Origin of the sequence: Pyxidicoccus fallax, from assembly GCF_012933655.1 — a bacterium.
In the GTDB taxonomy this organism is placed as follows: domain Bacteria; phylum Myxococcota; class Myxococcia; order Myxococcales; family Myxococcaceae; genus Myxococcus; species Myxococcus fallax.
Map to the genome: position 1 here is coordinate 17,601 of NZ_JABBJJ010000105.1, position 18,033 is coordinate 35,633.

General features: G+C 71.3%; 9 protein-coding genes and 8 tRNA genes. 14 read left to right on the forward strand and 3 right to left on the reverse strand.

What is annotated here, in order from left to right:
• Position 1 precedes the first annotated feature (1 nt).
• The 3 genes from HG543_RS22680 to HG543_RS22690 form a co-directional block, all read right to left on the reverse strand.
• Positions 2-10,969: a non-ribosomal peptide synthetase gene (locus HG543_RS22680; protein WP_169346925.1), complete on the reverse strand. Its 10,968-nt coding sequence runs from the start codon at positions 10,967-10,969 to the stop codon at positions 2-4.
• Between the two features lie 114 nt (positions 10,970-11,083).
• A complete protein-coding gene (locus tag HG543_RS22685) occupies positions 11,084-11,473 on the reverse strand; it encodes a VOC family protein (protein ID WP_169346926.1) in 390 nt (129 codons plus the stop codon).
• A gap of 83 nt (positions 11,474-11,556) precedes the next feature.
• Complete coding sequence (locus HG543_RS22690; protein WP_169346927.1) at positions 11,557-12,348, reverse strand: helix-turn-helix domain-containing protein; 792 nt, start codon at positions 12,346-12,348, stop codon at positions 11,557-11,559.
• 111 nt (positions 12,349-12,459) lie between these two features.
• On the opposite strand from HG543_RS22690, the gene HG543_RS22695 reads away from it, so the two are divergent.
• The 14 genes from HG543_RS22695 to HG543_RS22760 all read left to right on the forward strand — a co-directional run bounded on the left by HG543_RS22695 (position 12,460) and on the right by HG543_RS22760 (position 17,878).
• A complete protein-coding gene (locus tag HG543_RS22695) occupies positions 12,460-12,612 on the forward strand; it encodes a hypothetical protein (protein ID WP_169346906.1) in 153 nt (50 codons plus the stop codon).
• Positions 12,613-12,713: 101 nt separating this feature from the next.
• Positions 12,714-12,786: transfer RNA gene (locus tag HG543_RS22700), tRNA-Glu, on the forward strand.
• A 12-nt stretch (positions 12,787-12,798) separates the two neighbouring features.
• A tRNA-Gly gene (locus HG543_RS22705) sits at positions 12,799-12,870 on the forward strand.
• 32 nt (positions 12,871-12,902) lie between these two features.
• Positions 12,903-12,973: transfer RNA gene (locus tag HG543_RS22710), tRNA-Ala, on the forward strand.
• A 10-nt stretch (positions 12,974-12,983) separates the two neighbouring features.
• Positions 12,984-13,057: transfer RNA gene (locus HG543_RS22715), tRNA-Leu, on the forward strand.
• A gap of 246 nt (positions 13,058-13,303) precedes the next feature.
• Positions 13,304-13,376: transfer RNA gene (locus HG543_RS22720), tRNA-Glu, on the forward strand.
• Positions 13,377-13,381: 5 nt separating this feature from the next.
• Positions 13,382-13,455 (forward strand) — tRNA-Arg (locus HG543_RS22725).
• Positions 13,456-13,470: 15 nt separating this feature from the next.
• Positions 13,471-13,544: transfer RNA gene (locus HG543_RS22730), tRNA-Arg, on the forward strand.
• Between the two features lie 9 nt (positions 13,545-13,553).
• Positions 13,554-13,626 (forward strand) — tRNA-Val (locus tag HG543_RS22735).
• Positions 13,627-13,741: 115 nt separating this feature from the next.
• Positions 13,742-15,085: an ATP-binding protein gene (locus HG543_RS22740; protein ID WP_169346928.1), complete on the forward strand. Its 1,344-nt coding sequence runs from the start codon at positions 13,742-13,744 to the stop codon at positions 15,083-15,085.
• Between the two features lie 5 nt (positions 15,086-15,090).
• Positions 15,091-15,567, forward strand: a complete 477-nt coding sequence (locus HG543_RS22745; protein WP_169346929.1) for a hypothetical protein — start codon at positions 15,091-15,093, stop codon at positions 15,565-15,567.
• Positions 15,568-15,595: 28 nt separating this feature from the next.
• On the forward strand, positions 15,596-16,519 hold the full coding sequence (locus HG543_RS22750) for a tetratricopeptide repeat protein (RefSeq protein WP_246357228.1): 924 nt from the start codon (positions 15,596-15,598) through the stop codon (positions 16,517-16,519).
• A 10-nt stretch (positions 16,520-16,529) separates the two neighbouring features.
• Positions 16,530-16,919, forward strand: coding sequence for a hypothetical protein (locus HG543_RS22755; RefSeq protein WP_169346931.1), 390 nt, complete (start codon positions 16,530-16,532; stop codon positions 16,917-16,919).
• On the forward strand, positions 16,916-17,878 hold the full coding sequence (locus HG543_RS22760) for a hypothetical protein (protein WP_169346932.1): 963 nt from the start codon (positions 16,916-16,918) through the stop codon (positions 17,876-17,878). The genes HG543_RS22755 and HG543_RS22760 overlap by 4 nt, the downstream gene beginning before the upstream one ends.
• Positions 17,879-18,033: the final 155 nt, after the last annotated feature.

An 18,033-nucleotide genomic window follows, 5' to 3' on the forward strand; every position in this document is an offset into this window, starting at 1 on the left:
TTCATGAACCGAGGCGCTCCGCCAGCCACCCGGCATGGGGCGCGCTCAGCAGCGTGTAGTGGTCACCCGGCACCTCGCGGACCGTGAGGGGCCCGGTGAGCCACGCACGCCAGCCCAGGTCCTCCGGACCGGATGCCGGCGCCGCCGCCCGGAAGAGGAGGACGGGGCCCGCGTAGCCCCCGCGAGGCACGTACGCGTGCTGCGCCGCGGAGAGCCGCTGGACGAGGGCGAAGCGACGCTCGGCGCTGTCGAGGTCGGGCGAGGCTCCGGCCGCATCACGCGTCCGCGCCAGCACGTACGCCAGCCGCTCGCGGGTGCCCAGGCTTCGCAGGGGCTCCAGGTTCGGCGGCGGCTCCCGCCAGGACAGCCCCAGCATCCGGCCGAAGACGGCCAGCAGCCCGAGGTCATCGGGCGGCGGAGCCTGCGTTCCGGGCGCGAGGGTGTCCATGAGGGCCAGCAGCTCCACCGGTTCGCCCAGGGCCTGGAGCTGGCACGCCATCTCATACGCGACCAGTCCGCCGAAGGACCAACCTCCGAGGCGATACGGCCCCCGTGGCTGCACGTCCCGCACCTGGGCGAGGTACTCGCGCGCGAGCGCCTCGATGGACTCGGGTGGGGTGTCGTCGGTGTGCAGGCCGTACACGGGACGGTGCGCGCCCAGGTGGCGGGCCAGCTCGAAGTAACCCGAGACGCCGCCACCGCCGCCGTGCACGAGGAAGAGGGGACGCCCGGAGGCCGAGCCCGCGTCCAGCCGCACCAGGTTGCGTGGCAGCGGAGCCGCGTGCTGGATGCGGCGTGCCAGCCGCTCCACGGAGGCGTCCTGGAAGAGGGCCGCCAGGGGCAGTGCGTGGCCGGTGCGCTCCCGGATGCGAGCCATCAGTCGGGGAGCCAGCAGGGAGTGTCCGCCCAGTGAGAAGAAGCTGTCGGTGACGCTCACGCGAGGCACGCGCAGCGCGTCCGCGAAGGCCTCCGCGAGCCGCGCCTCCAGCGGGGTGCGGGGGGCGATGAAGGGGGCGTCGCCATGCGGGTGCTCGGCGTCCGGCGCGGGAAGCCGCTGGCGGGCCAGCTTCCCGGTGGGCGTCAGGGGCAGGGCGTCCAGCTTCACGAAGTGCGAGGGGACCATGTACTTCGGCAACCGCGCGGCGAGCACGAGGCGGAGTGCTTCCGGATTCCAGTCCGGAGCGGAGTGCGGAACCACGTAGGCGACGAGGCGCTTGTCGCCGGGCGTGTCCTCGCGCACCAGCACCACCGCCTCCTTCACGTGCGGGCACGCCAGCAGGGCGGCTTCGACCTCGGCCAGCTCGATGCGGTAGCCGCGTACCTTCACCTGCGCGTCGGCACGGCCGAGGAACTCCAGCACGCCATCGTTGCGCCAGCGGGCCAGGTCGCCGGTGCGGTAGAGCCGAGCGCCCGGGGTGGTGCTGAAGGGATTGGGCACGAAGCGCTCGGCGGTGAGCGCGGGCTGCTCCACGTAGCCGCGCGCCAGCCCGTCACCGCCGATGAACAGCTCGCCGGTGACGCCCACGGGCACCAGCTCACCGTGCGAGTCGAGCAGGTAGACCTGGGTATTGCCGATGGGGCGGCCGATGGGCACCGAGGAGCCGACGTGCGCGCCGGGAGTCATGCGGTGGCAGGAGGTGAAGAGGGTGCCTTCGGTGGGTCCGTAGCAGGCGGTGACGGGGATGCGCAGCTCCTCCAGTACGCGGCGCACGTGGGGCGCGCTGACGACGTCGCCGCCGGTGAGCAGCTGCCGCAGTCCGTGCAGGGCCTGGGGTGCATGGTCCACCACCTGGGTGAAGAGTCCGGCGGTCAGGTGCAGGGTGGTGACGCCATGCTTCACCAGCACGTGCTCCAACTCCTGGAGGTCGGAAGGAGGGCGGGGAGGGAAGACGACGAGGCGAGCGCCGTGAAGCAGCGGGCCCCAGAGTTCGAGGGTGGAAGCGTCGAAGGAGACGGGGGCGATGAGGAGGAAGGTCTCCTCGGGCCCGAGGTGGGCGTAGTCGATGCCGAAGAGGGTGCGCAGGACGGAGGCTTGAGTGGTGCCGACACCCTTGGGCCTGCCGGTGGAGCCGGAGGTGAAGTCGATATAGGCGAGGCTGTCGGGCAGGGCGGTGGAGAGAGGAGGTGAGGAGGGCTGCGCCTTGAGGAACACCTCCTCCAGCACCACCGTGGTCAGTCCGCCCTGGGCGAGCACAGTGCTCGGTGAGGTGTGAGGAGACGAAGAGGGCTGCGATTCAGGGAGTGCCCTGTTTGCAGTCATCGAGGTGGACACGGACGTCGCGCCATGTGCGGAGGCGGTCAAGCCATCCACGGGGAGCTTCGCCAACAATGCCCGGGTGGTGAGGAGCACGTATGGGCGAGAGTCCTCCACCATGGCGGCGAGGCGCTCGCGAGGATAGGCCGGGTCGAGAGGGACGTATGCGCCGCCGGCCTTGAGGATGGCGACCAACGCCACCACCAACTCCAGTGAGCGCTCCAGCGCGACGGCGACGCGCGAGTCGGTGCTGACGCCCAGTCCGCGCAGGTACCAGGCCAACAGGTTGGCTCGTTCATCGAGCTGTCGGTAGGTGAGCTTCGAGTCACCGAACTCGACGGCGACCTTGTCGGGGTAACGGGCCACCACCTGGGAGAAGACCTGGGCGAGGGTGGAGGTGCGCGGGTACTCGGACGCGGTGGCGTTCCACTCCACCAGGACTCGCTGACGCTCGGCCCCCGTCACCAGGGGCACGTGCGCGAGCGGAACATCGGGCCTGCAGACGAGCGCTTCCACCAGCGCGCCGAAGTGCGCCGCCATGCGCGACGCCGTGTCCGCCTCGAACAGGTCCGTGTTGTAGCCAAGGGTGCCCTGGTAACCCGTCGGTGACTCCATCAGGTCGAGCTGCAGCTCGAACTTGGCCGCGGCCCCCTCCACCTCCAGGGGATGCAGCGCCAGCCCCGGGAGCCGGAGCGGCGGCATGGGCGCGTTCTGCAAGGCGAACAGCACCTGGAACAGCGGAGCGCGGCTCAGGTCGCGCGTGGGCTGCAGCGCCTCCACCAGCTTCTCGAAGGGCACATCCTGGTGGTCATAGGCCCCCAGCGCCGTCTCCTTCACCTGCCGCAGCAGGTCGAGGAACGAGCCCCGGTCATCCACGTGCGCGCGCAGCACGAGGGTGTTGACGAAGAAGCCGATGAGTCCTTCCACCTCACCGTGATGCCGTCCGGCGATGGGCGAGCCGACGGCGATGTCCCGCTGCCCGGAGTAGCGGGACAGGAGCACCTGGAAGGCCGCCAGCAGGGCCATGAAGGGTGTGGCTCCCGTCCGCTGACACACCGCCTTGAGGGCCTGCGTCGTCTCGCGCGAGAGGCTGACGGGCACCTGGGCACCGCGGAAGGTGCGCACGGGCGGCCGGGGCCTGTCCGTGGGCAGCTCCAGCGTGGCGAGCCCCGACAGGTGCTGCCGCCACCACGCGAGCCGCGCGTCGAGCGCCTCGCCCTGGAGCCACTCGCGCTGCCAGACCGCATGGTCCGCGTACTGGAGGCGCTGCGGAGGCAACGGCGAGGGGCGGCCCTGGACGAAGGCCTCGTAGAGCGCCGCCACTTCGCGCAGCAGCACGCCCAGCGACCACGCGTCGGAGACGATGTGGTGCATGTTGAGGACGAGCACGTGCTCGGTGGGACTCCGCTTCCACAGCCGCGCATGGAGCAGCGGCCCGGTGGAGAGGTCGAACGGGTGCTGGAGTTCCTCGTGGAACCCCCGTCGCAGTGCCTCCTCGGCCGCTTCTGGCGCCAGCGCCTGGAGGTCCACGAGGTCCAGCGACAGCTCCTGGTGCGGAGCGATGCGCTGGCGTGGCTCGCCGTCCTCCAGGACGAAGGTGGTCCGCAGCGCCTCGTGACGTCGCACCACTTCCGAGAGGGCGCGATGGAGGGCGCTCACGTCGAGCGGCCCCTCCAGCCGGACGAAGGCGGGCATGTTGTACGTGGCGCCGCCGGGCTCGAGCTGGTCGATGAACCACAGCCGCTGCTGGGCGAAGGAGAGCGGGAGTGGACCCGTGCGAGGCGCCGGTGTCAGCGGCGGAGGTGGCTCGGGCGGCACCACGCCCCGGGCGCGCAGGCCCTGGAGCACCCGCCGGGCGCGCGCGTGCAGCTCCGCCCAGGTGAGCGCGAGGCCCTCGTGCTCCACGGCCAGCGCCGCTGGTCGCAGTCGTGCCTGGGCCTGGAGGAGCCGATGCAGGCCGGCGTCCTCCGCTACTCCCGCCGAGGGCGTGTCCCAGGCGTGGAACAGCAGGTGTCGCTCTTCGCGCGTGAGCATGCACAGCGCGGAGAGGGGGCGCTCCGGCGCGGCGAGGGCCTCCTCCAGCAGCGTGCGCAGGTGGCCGACCATGCGGCGGGCGGTCGTGGGCTCGAAGAGGTCGGTGTTGTACTCCAGCAGGCCCTTCAGCCCCTGGGCCGTGTCGCTCAGGGCGAGGGTGAGGTCGAACTTCGCCGTGCCTCCATCCACCTTGAGGCGGTGGAGGGCCAGGCCCGGTCCCATCATCTCCGGCATGGGCGCGTTCTGGTACGCGAGCATCACCTGGAAGAGGGGTGGGCGGCGCGGGTCTCGCTCGGGCCGCAGGGCCTCCACCAGCTTCTCGAAGGGGACGTCCTGGTGGGCATACGCCCCGAGCGCCACGTCGCGCACGCGGGCCAGCAGCTCGCGGAAGCTGGGGTCGCCGTGCAGCTTCGTGCGCAGCACGAGCGTGTTGACGAAGAAGCTGATGAGTCCTTCCAGCTCGGCGTGGTGGCGGCCCGCGATGGGCGAGCCCACGCAGACGTCCTCCTGGCCGCTGTAGCGGGAGAGCAGGGCCTGGAAGGCGGCGAGCACCACCATCGAGGGGGTGACGCCCTCACGGCGGCAGAGGGCCTGCATCGCGTCCGACAGCGCGCGAGGGAACTGGAACGGGTGGGCCGCGCCACGGAAGGTCTGCGCGGGAGGGCGCGGCCGGTCCGTGGGCAATTCGAGCGCCCGCGGTGCGCCGTCGAGCTGCTGGCGCCACCAGTCGAGCTGGGACTCCAGCGTCGCGTCTCGCAACCAGCCGCGCTGCCAGGCGGAGAAGTCGGGGTACTGCACGGGCAGGGGCATCAGCTCCGGGACGCGGCCTTCCGCGTGCGCCGCGTAGAGGGTGGTCAGCTCCTGGATGAGCACGCCCATGGACCAGGCGTCGGAGATGACGTGGTGCATGGTCAGCAGCAGCACGTGTCGTTGCTCGTCCAGGCGCACCAGGAGGACACGCCAGAGAGGGCCGGTCTCCAGGTCGAAGACCTGTCGCGCCTCGGAGTCGATAAGGGCCCGCAGCTCCTGCTCGCGCTCGGCTTCGGCCAGTGTGCCCAGGTCCATCCAGCTCGCGGGCAGCGCGGGCTCGGGAGCGATGACCTGGATGGGGCCGGCCTCGGTGTCACGGAAGGTGGTGCGAAGGGACTCGTGGCGCTGGAGCAGTCCGCGCAGGGCGCGCGCGAGCGCTGGCAGGTGGAGCACGCCTTCCAGGCGCACGGCGGCGGGCAGGTTGTAGGCGGCGCTGTCGGGCTCCAGCTTCGCGAAGAACCACAGCCGCTGCTGCGCGAAGGACAGGGGCAGGCTCGCGTCGCGCGGCACGGGTTTGAGAGGGGGCACCGCCAGCGCGGGGCGCGTGGAGCCCAGGGCCTCCAACCGACGGGCGACGGCCTCCACGGTGGGCGCGGTGAAGAAGTCGGCGAGGGACAGCTCCACCTGGAATGCGCGGCGGATGCGCGACAGGACCTGGGTGGCGCTCAGGGAGTGGCCTCCCAGCTCGAAGAAGTCGTCCTCGGCGCCCACCGTGCCGGTGTGGAGGACCTCTTCCCAGAGCGCCGCGAGCAGTCGTTCGGCGTCCGTGCGCGGCGGACGGGAGGGGCTGCGGCCCCGGGTGGTGACGTCCGGCGCGGGCAGGGCCTTGCGGTCCACCTTGCCGTTGGAGGTGAGGGGCAGGGCGTCGAGTCGCACCAGCGCCGAGGGCACCATGTACTCGGGAAGCTGGTTCCTCAGTCGGGTCCGGAGCGCGGAGGTGTCGATGGACTCGGGGGCGACGACATAGCCCACGAGGCGCTTGTCGCCGGGCACGTCTTCGCGCGCCAGCACCACCGCCTCCTTCACGTGCGGGCACGCCAGCAGGGCGGCTTCGACCTCGGCCAGCTCGATGCGGTAGCCGCGTACCTTCACCTGCGCGTCCGCGCGGCCGAGGAACTCCAGCACGCCGTCCTTGCGCCAGCGGGCGAGGTCGCCGGTGCGGTAGAGGCGCGCACCGGGCACGTTGCTGAAGGGATTGGGGACGAAGCGCTCGGCGGTGAGCGCGGGCTGCTCCACGTAGCCGCGCGCCAGCCCGTCACCACCGATGAACAACTCACCCACGCTTCCCGGAGGCACCGGCTCACCGTGCGAGTCGAGGAGGTAGACCTGGGTATTGCCGATAGGGCGGCCGATGGGCACCGAGGCGCCGACGTGCGCGCCGGGAGTCATGCGGTGGCAGGAGGTGAAGAGGGTGCCCTCGGTGGGTCCGTAGCAGGCGGTGACGGGAAGGCGCAGCTCCTCCAGCACGCGACGCACGTGGGGCGCGCTGACGACGTCGCCACCGGTGAGCAGCTGCCGCAGTCCGCGCAGGGCCTGGGGCGCATGGTCCACCACCTGGGTGAAGAGGCCGGCGGTCAGGTGCAGGGTGGTGACGCCATGCTTCACCAGCACGTGCTCCAACTCCTGGAGGTCGGAAGGAGGGCGGGGAGGGAAGACGACGAGGCGAGCACCGTGAAGCAGCGGGCCCCAGAGTTCGAGAGTGGAGGCGTCGAAGGAGACGGGGGCGATGAGGAGGAAGGTCTCCTCGGGCCCGAGGTGGGCGTAGTCGATGCCGAAGAGAGTGCGGAGGACGGAGGCTTGAGTGGTGCCGACGCCCTTGGGCCTGCCGGTGGAGCCGGAGGTGAAGTCGATATAGGCGAGGCTGTCGGGCAGGGCGGAGGAGGGAGGCGTGGAGGAGGGCTGCGAGTGCAGGGACACCTCGTCGAGCACCACAGTGGTCAATCCGCCCTGGGCGAGCGCCGTGCTCGGTGCCTGTGAGGTGGCGGAGGTGTCAGGAGACGAAGAGGGCTGCATCTCAGGGAGTGCCCTGTTTGCAGTCATCGAGGTGGACGGCCCGGATGCCCGCGGCGCCTTCACGGATGTCGCGCCATGCGTGAAGGAGGAGAAATCATCCACGGGCAGTTGCTTCAGCAGTGCCCGGGTGGTGAGGAGCACGCGCGGGCGAGAGTCCTCCACCATGGCGGCGAGGCGCTCGCGAGGATAGGCGGGGTCGAGAGGGACGTAGGCGCCGCCGGCCTTGAGGATGGAGACCAGCGCCACCACCAACTCCAGCGAGCGCTCCAGCGCGACGGCGACGCGCGAGTCGGTGCTGACGCCCAGTCCGCGCAGGTACCAGGCCAACAGGTTGGCTCGTTCATCGAGCTGTCGGTAGGTGAGCTTCGAGTCACCGAACTCGACGGCGACCTTGTCGGGGTAACGGGCCACCACCTGCGAGAAGACCTGGGCGAGGGTGGAGGTGCGAGGGTACTCGGACGCGGTGGCGTTCCACTCCACCAGGACCCGCTGGCGCTCCTCGTGGCTCCAGGGGGCCTGGGCCTCCGCGTGAGGCTGACTCCGTGACTCCTGCTCGCGCGCGACCTCCCCCAGGGGACGGGTAGGCCATCGCTGAGCGCGAGGCGCTCGGGGTCGCTCGGGCGCGGGAGTGGCACGCCCGGCGAGGGCCTCGTCGACGAGGCGGGCCACGGCGTCCAGGGTGGGGGATTCGAACATCCGGCGCAGCGGAAGCTCCACGCCGAAGGACTGACGGATGCGGCTCAGGGCCTGGGTGGCCAGCAGCGAGTGGCCGCCCAGGTCGAAGAAGTTGTCATGCGCCCCGACGCGCGCGACGCCGAGCAGCTCCCGCCAGAGTCCGGCCAGGCGCTCCTCCGTGGGCGTACGCGGCGCCACGTACTCGCGCGCGGCGCTCTCCGAGAGGTCGGCGGCGGGCAGGGCCTTGCGGTCCACCTTGCCGCTGGCGGTGAGGGGCAGCGCCGGCAGGACCACCACGGCGGAGGGCACCATGTACTCGGGCAGCACCTCCTTGAGGGACGCGCGCAGCGTCGCGCCGTCTGTCCGCGAGCCCTCGCGCGCCACCACGTAGCCCACCAGTCGTTTGCCACCGGGGCCACTCTCCCGGGCGACCACCACCGCTTCGCGCACGGTGGGCAGCTTCGCCAGCGCGGACTCCACCTCGCCGAGTTCGATGCGGAAGCCGCGCACCTTCACCTGCGCGTCCGCGCGGCCGATGAACTCCAGCGTGCCGTCCTCGCGCCAGCGCACCACGTCGCCGGTGCGGTACATGCGCGCCCCTGCCGCCTCCGCCGCGAACGGGTCCGGCACGAAGCGCTCCGCGGTGAGGGCCGGTCGGCCCGCATAGCCACGGGCCACGCCCACGCCGCCCAGGTACAGCTCTCCCTTCACGCCCACCGGCACCGGCTCGCCACGGGGGTCGAGCACGTACGCGCGGACATTGGCCAGGGGGCGGCCGATGGAGGGCACCCGCCCGTCCGGCACGCACTCGGTGAGCGTGGCCACCACCGTGGCCTCCGTCGGGCCGTACGTATTGAGGAACCGCCGTCCGGGAGCCCAGCGGGACACCACGTCGGCGGGCAGGGCCTCACCCCCGGAGATGACGGTGCGCAGCGCCGGCAGTCCTTCCGGGGAGGTCGCCGCCAGGGCCGCGGGGGTGAGGCTGATGACGGTGAGGGCCTCCTCGCGAAGCAGCCGCTGGAGCGGCGCGCCGGGCATGAGCTCCTCCAGCGGCGCCAGCACCAGCGTGCCGCCCGAGCACAGCGTGGTGAAGAGCTCCTCCACAGACAGGTCGAAGCTCAGGTTGGCGAACTGCAACACGCGGCTGCCCGGGCCGATGCCGTACGCCACGGCCTCCTGGGTGACGAGGTTGGCGACGCCTCGATGCGCCACCGCCGTGCCCTTGGGCGTGCCGGTGCTGCCGGACGTGTAGAGCAGGTACGCGAGGTGATGCGGCTCCACGCGGGTGACCGGGGCCTCGGTGCGCTCGCGTGACAGCGCGTCCCGCTCGGAGTCCAGGCAGAGCGCGCGGGGACGGAGCGCCTCCGGGAAGCGCCCCACCCACGCCGACTGCGTCACCAGCACCGTGGCGCCGCTGTCCTCCACCAGGAAGCCCAGGCGCTCACCCGGCAGCAGCGGATCCACCGGCACCCAGGCGCCTCCGGCCTTGAGGATGCCGAGCAGCCCCACCACCATCTCCAGCGAGCGCTCGATGGAGAGCGCGACGCGGACCTCCGGCCCCACGCCCCGCCGCCGCAGCGCCCACGCGAGCTGGTTGGCACGAGCGTCCAGGGCCGCGTACGTGAGCGACTGCCCCTGGAAGCGGAGCGCCAGCGCCTCGGGCGTGCGCCGGGCTTGGGCCTCGAAGAGCGCGTGGACGCAGGCCTCCGGGAAGGGCGCCGCCTCGCCGGTCCAATCGTGCCGCACCCGCCGCAGCTCGGCCGCGTCCATCAGCGGCAGCTCGGACATGCGCCGGTCCGGAGCCGCCGCGGCGCCCGCGAGCAGCCGCTCGAGATGCCCCAGCAGCCGCTGGATGCTGCCCGGCTCGAACAGGTCCGTGTTGTACTCGGCGGCCAGGCGCAGGCCCTGGGGCAGCTCCACCGCCAGCAGTGACAGGTCCGCCTTGCTGGTGCGGTTGTCCACCGGCTGCGCATCCATCACCAGTCCGGGCAGCCGCAGCGGTGGCATGGGTGCGTTCTGCAGTGTCAGCGCCACCTGGAACAGCGGCGCGACGCTGAGCTGGCGCTCGCACTTGAGCGCGTCCACCAGCTTCTCGAAGGGCACGTCCTGGTGGGCATAGGCGCCCATCGTCGTCTCGCGAACCCGGCCCAGCAGCTCGCGGAAGCGAGGCTGGCCGGACACGTCCGTGCGCAGCGCCAGCGTGTTGGTGAACAGGCCGATGAGGCCCTCCAGCTCGGCGCGGCCGCGTCCCGCCACCGACGTGCCCACGACGATGTCCGGCTGGCCCGTGTAGCGATGCAGCAGCGCCTGGAAGCCCGCGAGCAGCACGGTGAAGAGGGTGCCGCCCTCCGCGCGGGCCAGGGCCTTGAGGGACTCGAGCAGCTCCGGCGGCAGCATCACCGTCAGGCGGGCGCCCCGCGAGGAGAGGACCGCGGGACGCGGCCGGTCCGTGGGCAACTCGAGCACCGCGTCCGGGTCCAGCCGCTCGCGCCACCAGTGGACCTGGGACTCCAGCCGCTCTGCCTGGAGGGACTCGCGCTGCCACGAGGCATAGTCCGCGTACTGCATGGCCGGCGCGGCCAGGGGCGAGGCCTGTCCGGCGGCGAGCGCCGGATACAGGGCGCTCAGCTCGCGGACCAGCACGCCGAGAGACCAGCCGTCCGCGACGATGTGGTGCAGGTTGAGCAGCAGCACGTGCTCCCGCTCGTTCAGGCGGTAGAGCACCGTGCGTAGCAGCGGGCCCTTCGCGAGGTCGAACGGCTCCCGCGCCGCGTCGGTCAGCCGCCGCGTGGCCTCCGCCTCGCGCTCGGCCTCGGGAAGTCCCCGCAGGTCCACCACGGGCAGGGCGACGCTCGGGGCCGGCGCGATGAGTTGGAAGGGGCGTCCGTCCTCCTCGAGGAAGGTGGTGCGCAGCGACTCGTGGCGGTGCACCAGCTCCTGGAGGCTGGCGCGCAGGGCCGCGTCGTCCAGCGTGCCGGACAGGCGCACGGCGACGGGGATGTTGAAGGCCGCGCTGCCCGGGCTCAGGCGGTCCTGGAACCACAGCCGCTCCTGGCCGAAGGACACGGGGGCCCGTCGGGATGGGCGGGCCTTGTTTCGCAGCAACTCGGCCAGCTTCGCGCGCTTCTGCTCCGGCGTGAGCGCGACGGCTCCCCCGGTCCCCCTCGAATCGCCAGAACCCATGACGTGGAGGATATTCGGGACTTCCGGCGAGCCACACGCCGGCCCAGGTGAAGAGCAGGCCGCGTCGTCGTGCGTCATGGCGGGGTTTTCACCCCGGGCGTGTCACGGCTTCACTCAAGTGGTGATGGGCGTGCAGAGCTCCACGAGGACACCGTTGAGGTCTCGCACGTAGGCCACCGTCTGCCCCCAGGGCTTCTGCTTGGGATTCGCGGCGGCATGGGCGCCGGCCTTCACGGCGCGCTCGAAGGCGGCCTGCACGTCCGGCGTGACGAGCGCCACCTCCATCGCGGCCGCGTCCTCCTTCGCCCGGTTGGGCCGCACGGTGAGGCCGTGCTCCTTCGCGAGGGCCTCCACCGCGAAGGCCAGCGCCGTGGCGCCGGTCTCCATCTCCGCGTACGTGTTGCTTTCATGGAGGAAGCGGCGCTGCAGGCCGAAGGCCTTCTCGTAGAAGTCGACGGTGGCGGGCACGTCCTGCACGTAGAGGATGACGTAGCCGAGCTTCATGGCGGTGGACTCCGGTCGGGGAAGAGGTGTGTGGCGGTCCTCGCACGGCGCGCCCCGCCTGTCTTGAAGGAATCGGACAGGGCTCATTTCACCAGCGCCGAGGGCGTGACACCGGACAGCTCCTTCACCTCGCGGGACAGGTGCGCCTGGTCCGCGTAGCCACACGCGAGCGCCACGGAAGCCAGGTCCTCCTCCGTGCCCGAGCGCAGCAGGGACACGGCCCGCTGGAAGCGCAGCACCCGGGCGAGCAGCTTGGGTGGCACGCCCGCCTCGTCCAGCACGTCGCGGTGCAGGGTGCGCTCGCTGACGCCCAGGCTCCGCGCCAGCCCGGCCATGCGCACCTGGCCTCCCGAGGACTGGAGCTGATGCAGCGCCTCGGTGACGCGGGGGCGGGGCGTGGCCAGCGGGGACGCCATCCGCTGCGTGAAGGTCTCCTGGAGGAGGGCCAGCGCGCGCGCCGGAGAGGGACAGTCCTCGAGCCGCCGCTGGAGCCGGGTGAAGGCCGGCGCGCAGTCCGCCACGGGGACGTTGAGGCCACACAGCTCGCGCGGGCTCACGCCGAGCAGGGGGAGCGCCCAGCCCGGCTTGAGCCGGACGCCGAAGCTCACCGCACCCGCATGGATATCGACGAGGGCGAAGCGCTCCATGGGGCCCACGATGGCGAGCCGTGGGGCGGCCAGCCACGTCGGGCCATCCGATGCCCGGAACTGGAAGATGAGGTCGGTGCAGCCATCCGGAAGGATGCGCGACTGCGTGGGGCCCGCGCCCGAGCCATGGGGCGGCCCGGTGTAGCGCCAGAAGGCGTCCACCGCCTCCGCCAGCCCGGGGGGAGGCGCCCACTGCACATAGCCCGTCGTCCTGCCACCCGCCGTCATCGCGCGCCTGCCTCCGGCAATGCCGCGCCAGCGTGCCCGACCCGCCCGCGCGATGCACGTGTCAGGGATTTATTTTCCGCGCGTCTGTTTTCGCTGAAAGGAGCGGTGACCATGAACACGGCGAACCTGACGAGCCCGATGAATCCCGAAACCCTGAACGACACTGTCATCGGCATCGATGCGCTCGCGCTCGCTGGCCTGACCACCGCCCTGGATTCCGCGCTGCGTGGAGAGCGCGCGGGCGATAGTCCACCCGGACTCTGACCTTCCTTCCCCGTCGACCGACGAGGGGCGAAGAGACCAGAGGCCGGGCTCCCAAGAGGGGACCCGGCCTCTCGCTTTTCCGGGTCATCGCAGTACCTGACGCCCCGTTCGTCTATCGGCGCAAGACACCGCACTCTCTATGCGGGAAGAAGGGTTCGACTCCCTTACGGGGTACTCGCAGCAAACGCAGTCGTGGCCGAGAGGTGAGGCCCCTGAGCGCCACTCAGGTGGACGCGGGTTCGAGTCCCGCCGACTGCTCTACGAAGTTCCGTCTCAATCACAGACATCCTGGGGCCATGGTTCAACGGGAGAATTCTCGGTTCGCATCCGAGAGATCCGGGTTCGATTCCCGGTGGTTCCACTCAGCAAACGCCGCGGTAGCCCAATCGGTAGAGGCACTGCAATCAGAGTGCAGAGAGTGCGGGTTCGACTCCCGCTCGCGGCATGGCAGTCCGTAGTCCGCAGTCCCTTTCCTGCTCCGGGATGCGATTGGATCGCAGCACGGCCGTCTACCGTGTGAACAGGGTTCGATTCCCTGTCGGAGCGCTCGGGTAGTGATGTCTCACGGGGGGAGTATGCACTTCATCGACCTGAACAACCCTGGCCCGGACGTCGAGTCCGAGCCCGACCTGCTGGACGGAATCGCTTCCTTCTAGCGCCCGGGACGCCGGCTGACGGCGTCCCCCTTCCCGCCTCGTTCGTCTATCGGCGAAGGACACCGCACTCTCAATGCGGAAAGACGGGTTCGACTCCCGTACGAGGCACTTCTGGTTCTGTAGCTCAGTGGATGAGAGCACTCGGCCGCGAACCGAGAGGCCGCAGGTTCGACTCCTGCCAGGACCACTCCCAAATGTCTGAGGTTCTGTAGCTCAGTGGATGAGAGCACTCGGCCGCGAACCGAGAGGCCGCAGGTTCGACTCCTGCCAGGACCACTTCTTCATGCACGCCGAGCCAGCTGGAGACGGCATCGGTCTGACGTACCGACTTCGCCGGGTTCGATCCCCGGGGCGTGCACTCGCGTCAACTCCTCACACCGCGTGAAGGTCACATCCACGTCGCGGTGAGGTCTGTCTGGCCCTCCTGTTGTGTCCGCCCGCTCGGGTGTGGCAAGGGAGGGGCACTTTCCACCATGGATGACGCGACCCTCTCCTCGCTGAAGGCCGCCTTCGCGGCGAGTCCCGACAACGGCCCGCTGCTGGCGCTGCTGCTGCGTGCCCACCTCACCCGAGGCGAAGTGCCCGCCGCCCGCGAGCTGCTCGGCACCCGCGCGCCGGAGCACCTGCCCGAGCAGGACCGGCACGTCGGTGCCCAGGTGCTGCTCGCAAGCGGAGAGGCGCGCCGCGCGCTGCTCTTCTGCCAGGGCTCCACCGCGGAGCAGGCCTTGTGGGCGGCCCGCGCGCACCTGGCGCTGGAGGAACTGGACGCCGCCCGCGCCTCGTACCAGCGCGCGGTGACGGCCAACACCACCCTGGAGGACATGGACCTGCGCGCGCGCCTGTTCGCCCGCGTCGTGGAGCCGCAGCCGTCCCGGGGCGGCCCCCGGCTCAAGGTCATCTCCAACGACGACACCACCGCGGAGGACGTGGCGCGAGCGGTGGCCCCGCCGCTGCCGCCCCTCACCTTCGCGGACGTGGGCGGCCTGGACGAGGTGAAGCGTCAGGTCACCCGCCGCATCATCCAGCCCTTCCAGAAGCCCAGCCTCTTCGAGCGCTTCCGCCGCAAGGCGGGCGGCGGCATCCTGCTGTACGGCCCTCCCGGCTGCGGCAAGACGCTGCTGGCGCGCGCCACCGCCGGCGAGTGCAAGGCCCAGTTCTTCAACGTCGTCATCTCCGACGTGCTGGACATGTACATCGGCGAGTCGGAGCGGAAGCTGCACGCCCTCTTCGAGAAGGCGCGCCAGAGCACCCCGTCCGTCCTCTTCTTCGACGAGCTGGAGGCGCTCGCCGCCAAGCGCCAGTACAGCCGCGAGGCGTCCAGCGGCAAGCTGGTGAGCCAGTTCCTCACGGAGATGGACGGCTTCGCGCAGACGAACTCGGGGGTGCTGGTGCTCGGCGCCACCAACACGCCGTGGGCCATCGACCCGGCCTTCCGCCGTCCCGGCCGCTTCGACCGCACCTTCTTCGTGCCCCCGCCGGACGCGCCCGCGCGCCGCGACATCCTCCAGCTGGCGCTGAAGGGCCGGCCCCAGGAGGCGAACCTGGACCTGGACTTCATCGTCCAGCGCACCCAGGGCTTCTCCGGCGCGGACCTGTCCCACGTGGTGGAGACGGCGAGCGACCTCGCGATTGAACGCTCCCTGGACGCGGGTACGGAGTCCCCGCTGCGAGACGAGGACCTCAAGGCGGCGCTGCGCGAGGTGAAGCCCACGGTGCTGGAGTGGCTCACCACCGCGCGCAACTACGCGCGCTACGCCAACGAGGGCGGCCAGTACGACGAGGTGCTGAGCTTCCTCCAGGCGCACGGGAAGTCCTGAACGCCATGCGCGCGAACACCTACGCCATCATCGACGAGCCCCGGCCGGGGGCCCTCCAGAAGTGGGTGGTGAACCCCATCTGGCCCTTCTTCGCGCTGATGTTCGCGGGGAGCTGGCTGGCCCTGCCCTGGTTCGCCTTCAACGGCGTGGCCATGGGCAGCGCCACGCGCCGCCGCGAGCTGCTGGTGGTGCTGCTGGCCACGCCCCTCAAGGTGGGCCTCGCCATCTTCATGTTGATGCTGCACAGGAAGACGGGGCTGCCGGACGAGGCGCTGCGCTACTTCCTGGTGGTCGTGATGACGTTGAAGCTGGGGCTGGGCTACTGGCTGTTCAACCTGCAGCAGCCCTCCTTCAACCTCTACCAGTACTTCGACGGGCCGGTGCGCAACGGGGTGTTCGTGGTGATGGGCGGCGCGCTGGTGCACGAGCCGGTGATGGACCTGTTCGGCTCCAACTGGCTGTTGCGAATGCTGCCATGGTGACGCGCGGGGGAGTGACGCCGTGGAACGGATGATGTCGGACGGGCGGATGTCCTTCGCGCGCGCGCAGCTGCAGCGCGGGGACCTGCACGGCGCGGTGCGGACGCTGCGGCAGGTGCTGGCCGAGGACCCCACGCTCGCGGAAGCGCACGCGCTGCTGTCGCTCGTGCTGTTGAAGCAGAAGCGCCTGCACGCCGCAGGGTACGAGGCGCGCGAGTCGCTGAAGCTGGACCCGCACCTGCCGCTGGGCCACTACGCGCAGGCCTCGGTGGCGGTGATGCAGGGCCTCCTCAAGGAGGCCGAGGAGCACCTGACCACCCTGCTGGAGCTGGAGCCCGAGGTGCCCGCCTGGTGGCGGCTCAAGGCCCGCATCCGGAACCTCCAGGGCCGGCGCCTGGAGCGGCGCGAGGCGCTGCTGCACGCGCTCCGCCTGGACGCGGCGGACGTGGACACGCTGGTGGAGCTGGGCGACGAGGCGCTGGAGCGGGGAGATTTGAAGGAGGCCGAGCGCCGGGCGCATGAGTCACTGTTGCTCAGCCCCGAGCACGAGGGCGGCCTGGTGCTGATGGGCCACGTGCTGCTGCGGCGTGGGCGCGTGGAGGAAGCCCACGAGCATGCGGTGTGGGCGCTGCGCCAGGACGCGACGGACGCCGGGGCGCTGGGGTTGATGGCGGCCATCCAGGCCCGGCGGAGCTGGTGGCTGGGGATGTGGTGGCGCTTCAGCGTGTGGATGGAGATGCTGGGCACCACGCGTGCCACGCTGGTGCTGCTGGTGGCCTACCTCCTGTCGCGCGTGGCGACCTACGCCGCGGAGGACCTGGGCTCGGAGGGTGGGGCCACGGTGGTGGAGACGGTGTGGCTGGCGTTGGTGGTCTATAGCTGGGTGGCCCCCGTCCTCTTCCAGCGCCTGCTCCGGCGGGAGCTGGCGGAAGTGCGGCTGAAGGCGGGCTTCTGAGGAGGATGGAATGGACTGGCGCGAGGTGAGGACACGGGTGGCCTGGGGCGGTGCCTTCCTCGTGGTGGGCTGCATGCTGCCGTACTTCGCCCAGCGCTGGATGTGGTCTCCGGCGCAGGTGACGGTGGTGAACGGCTCCACGGGTGAGGTGCTGCGGGACGTGGAGGTGGTGGTGCTGGGCGAGAAGCACGCCGTCGGCGAGCTGGGCCCCGACGTCTCGCACCAGATTCCCGTGCGCGCGGCGAGCGCGGGCCTGCCCATCCGGGTGCGCTATGGCGCCCGGGGGCGGACCTGGGAGACGCGGGCGGTGGTGCCCGCCGGTACCTGCTGTGGTGACAGGCTGAAGCTCGCGCTGGCGCCGGAGCGGAGCAGTGAGCCCCTGGTGATGGACACGCCGTGAGCCCCGTTACCCTGCAAATCAATCTGGCGCCCACGGACTTCCCGCACGCGCGCCTCATCCTGCCGCACCAGTTGCGTCAGCTCGGGCCCTCCGTGCAGGAGGTGCTGCTGGTGATGGACCTGCACCGCAGCAAGGGGGCGCGCTTCGCCGGGGCGTGGGAGGAGCGGAAGCCGAAGATGGAGCGGCTGCTGGCGGACCTGTCCGCGGCGGACCCGCGCATCCGCGTGGTGGAGGTGGACTACTCGCCGGCCACCACGCGCGCGCTCTCCGAGCGCTTCTTCGGGGGCACGCGGCTGCCGATGAAGGACTCGCGCGGTGGGCCCTACCACTCGTACTTCTTCGGGCTGGCGGCGGCGGCGCATCGGCACGTGTTGCACCTGGACGCGGACATGCTGATTGGCGGCGGCTCGCGGACGTGGATGGCGGAGGCGGAGGCGCAGCTCGCCGCGCGCGAGGAATTGGTGAGCTGCAGTCCGCTGGCGGGGCCGCCGCGCGCGGACGGCACGGTGGCGGGAGACACCCGCTGGTACGAGCCGGACGGGCGCGTGCCCGGAGGCTTCCGCTACCGGCGCTTCAGCACGCGCGTCTTCTTCGTGGACCGGGAGGCCTTCGTCCGGCGCGTGGGGCCGCTGAGGGCGAAGCTGGCGCCTCCCATCCACGTGCTGCGCGCGCTGCGGGCCGGCAATCCGCCGTACCGCGAGCCGGAGAACCTGGTGACGCGCATCATGGTGAGCCGGGGACTGTGGCGGCTGGACTTCCAGGGCTCGGGGCCGGGGCTGTGGACGCTGCATCCGCAGTACCGCTCGCCCACGTTCTATGAGCGGCTGCCGGACGTGATTGCCCGCGTGGAGTCCGGCGACATGCCCGAGGCGCAGCGCGGCCACGAGAACGTCCAGGACTGCCTCGTGGACTGGTCCGACGTGCGGGCCGCGCGGAAGCGGTGGTACCGGCGCGGGTAGGCGCCGGGCGCATTCAGGATGTCGTAAGGCACTGCACGGAGCAGGACGTCGCCTGGTGAAGCTCGGACCGTAGCCGCGCTCGGCCAGCGCCCCCGCCGACTCGCGCAGCGACACCTCGTCCAGATACTCCGCGCCCCACCACATCCCCATCGAGG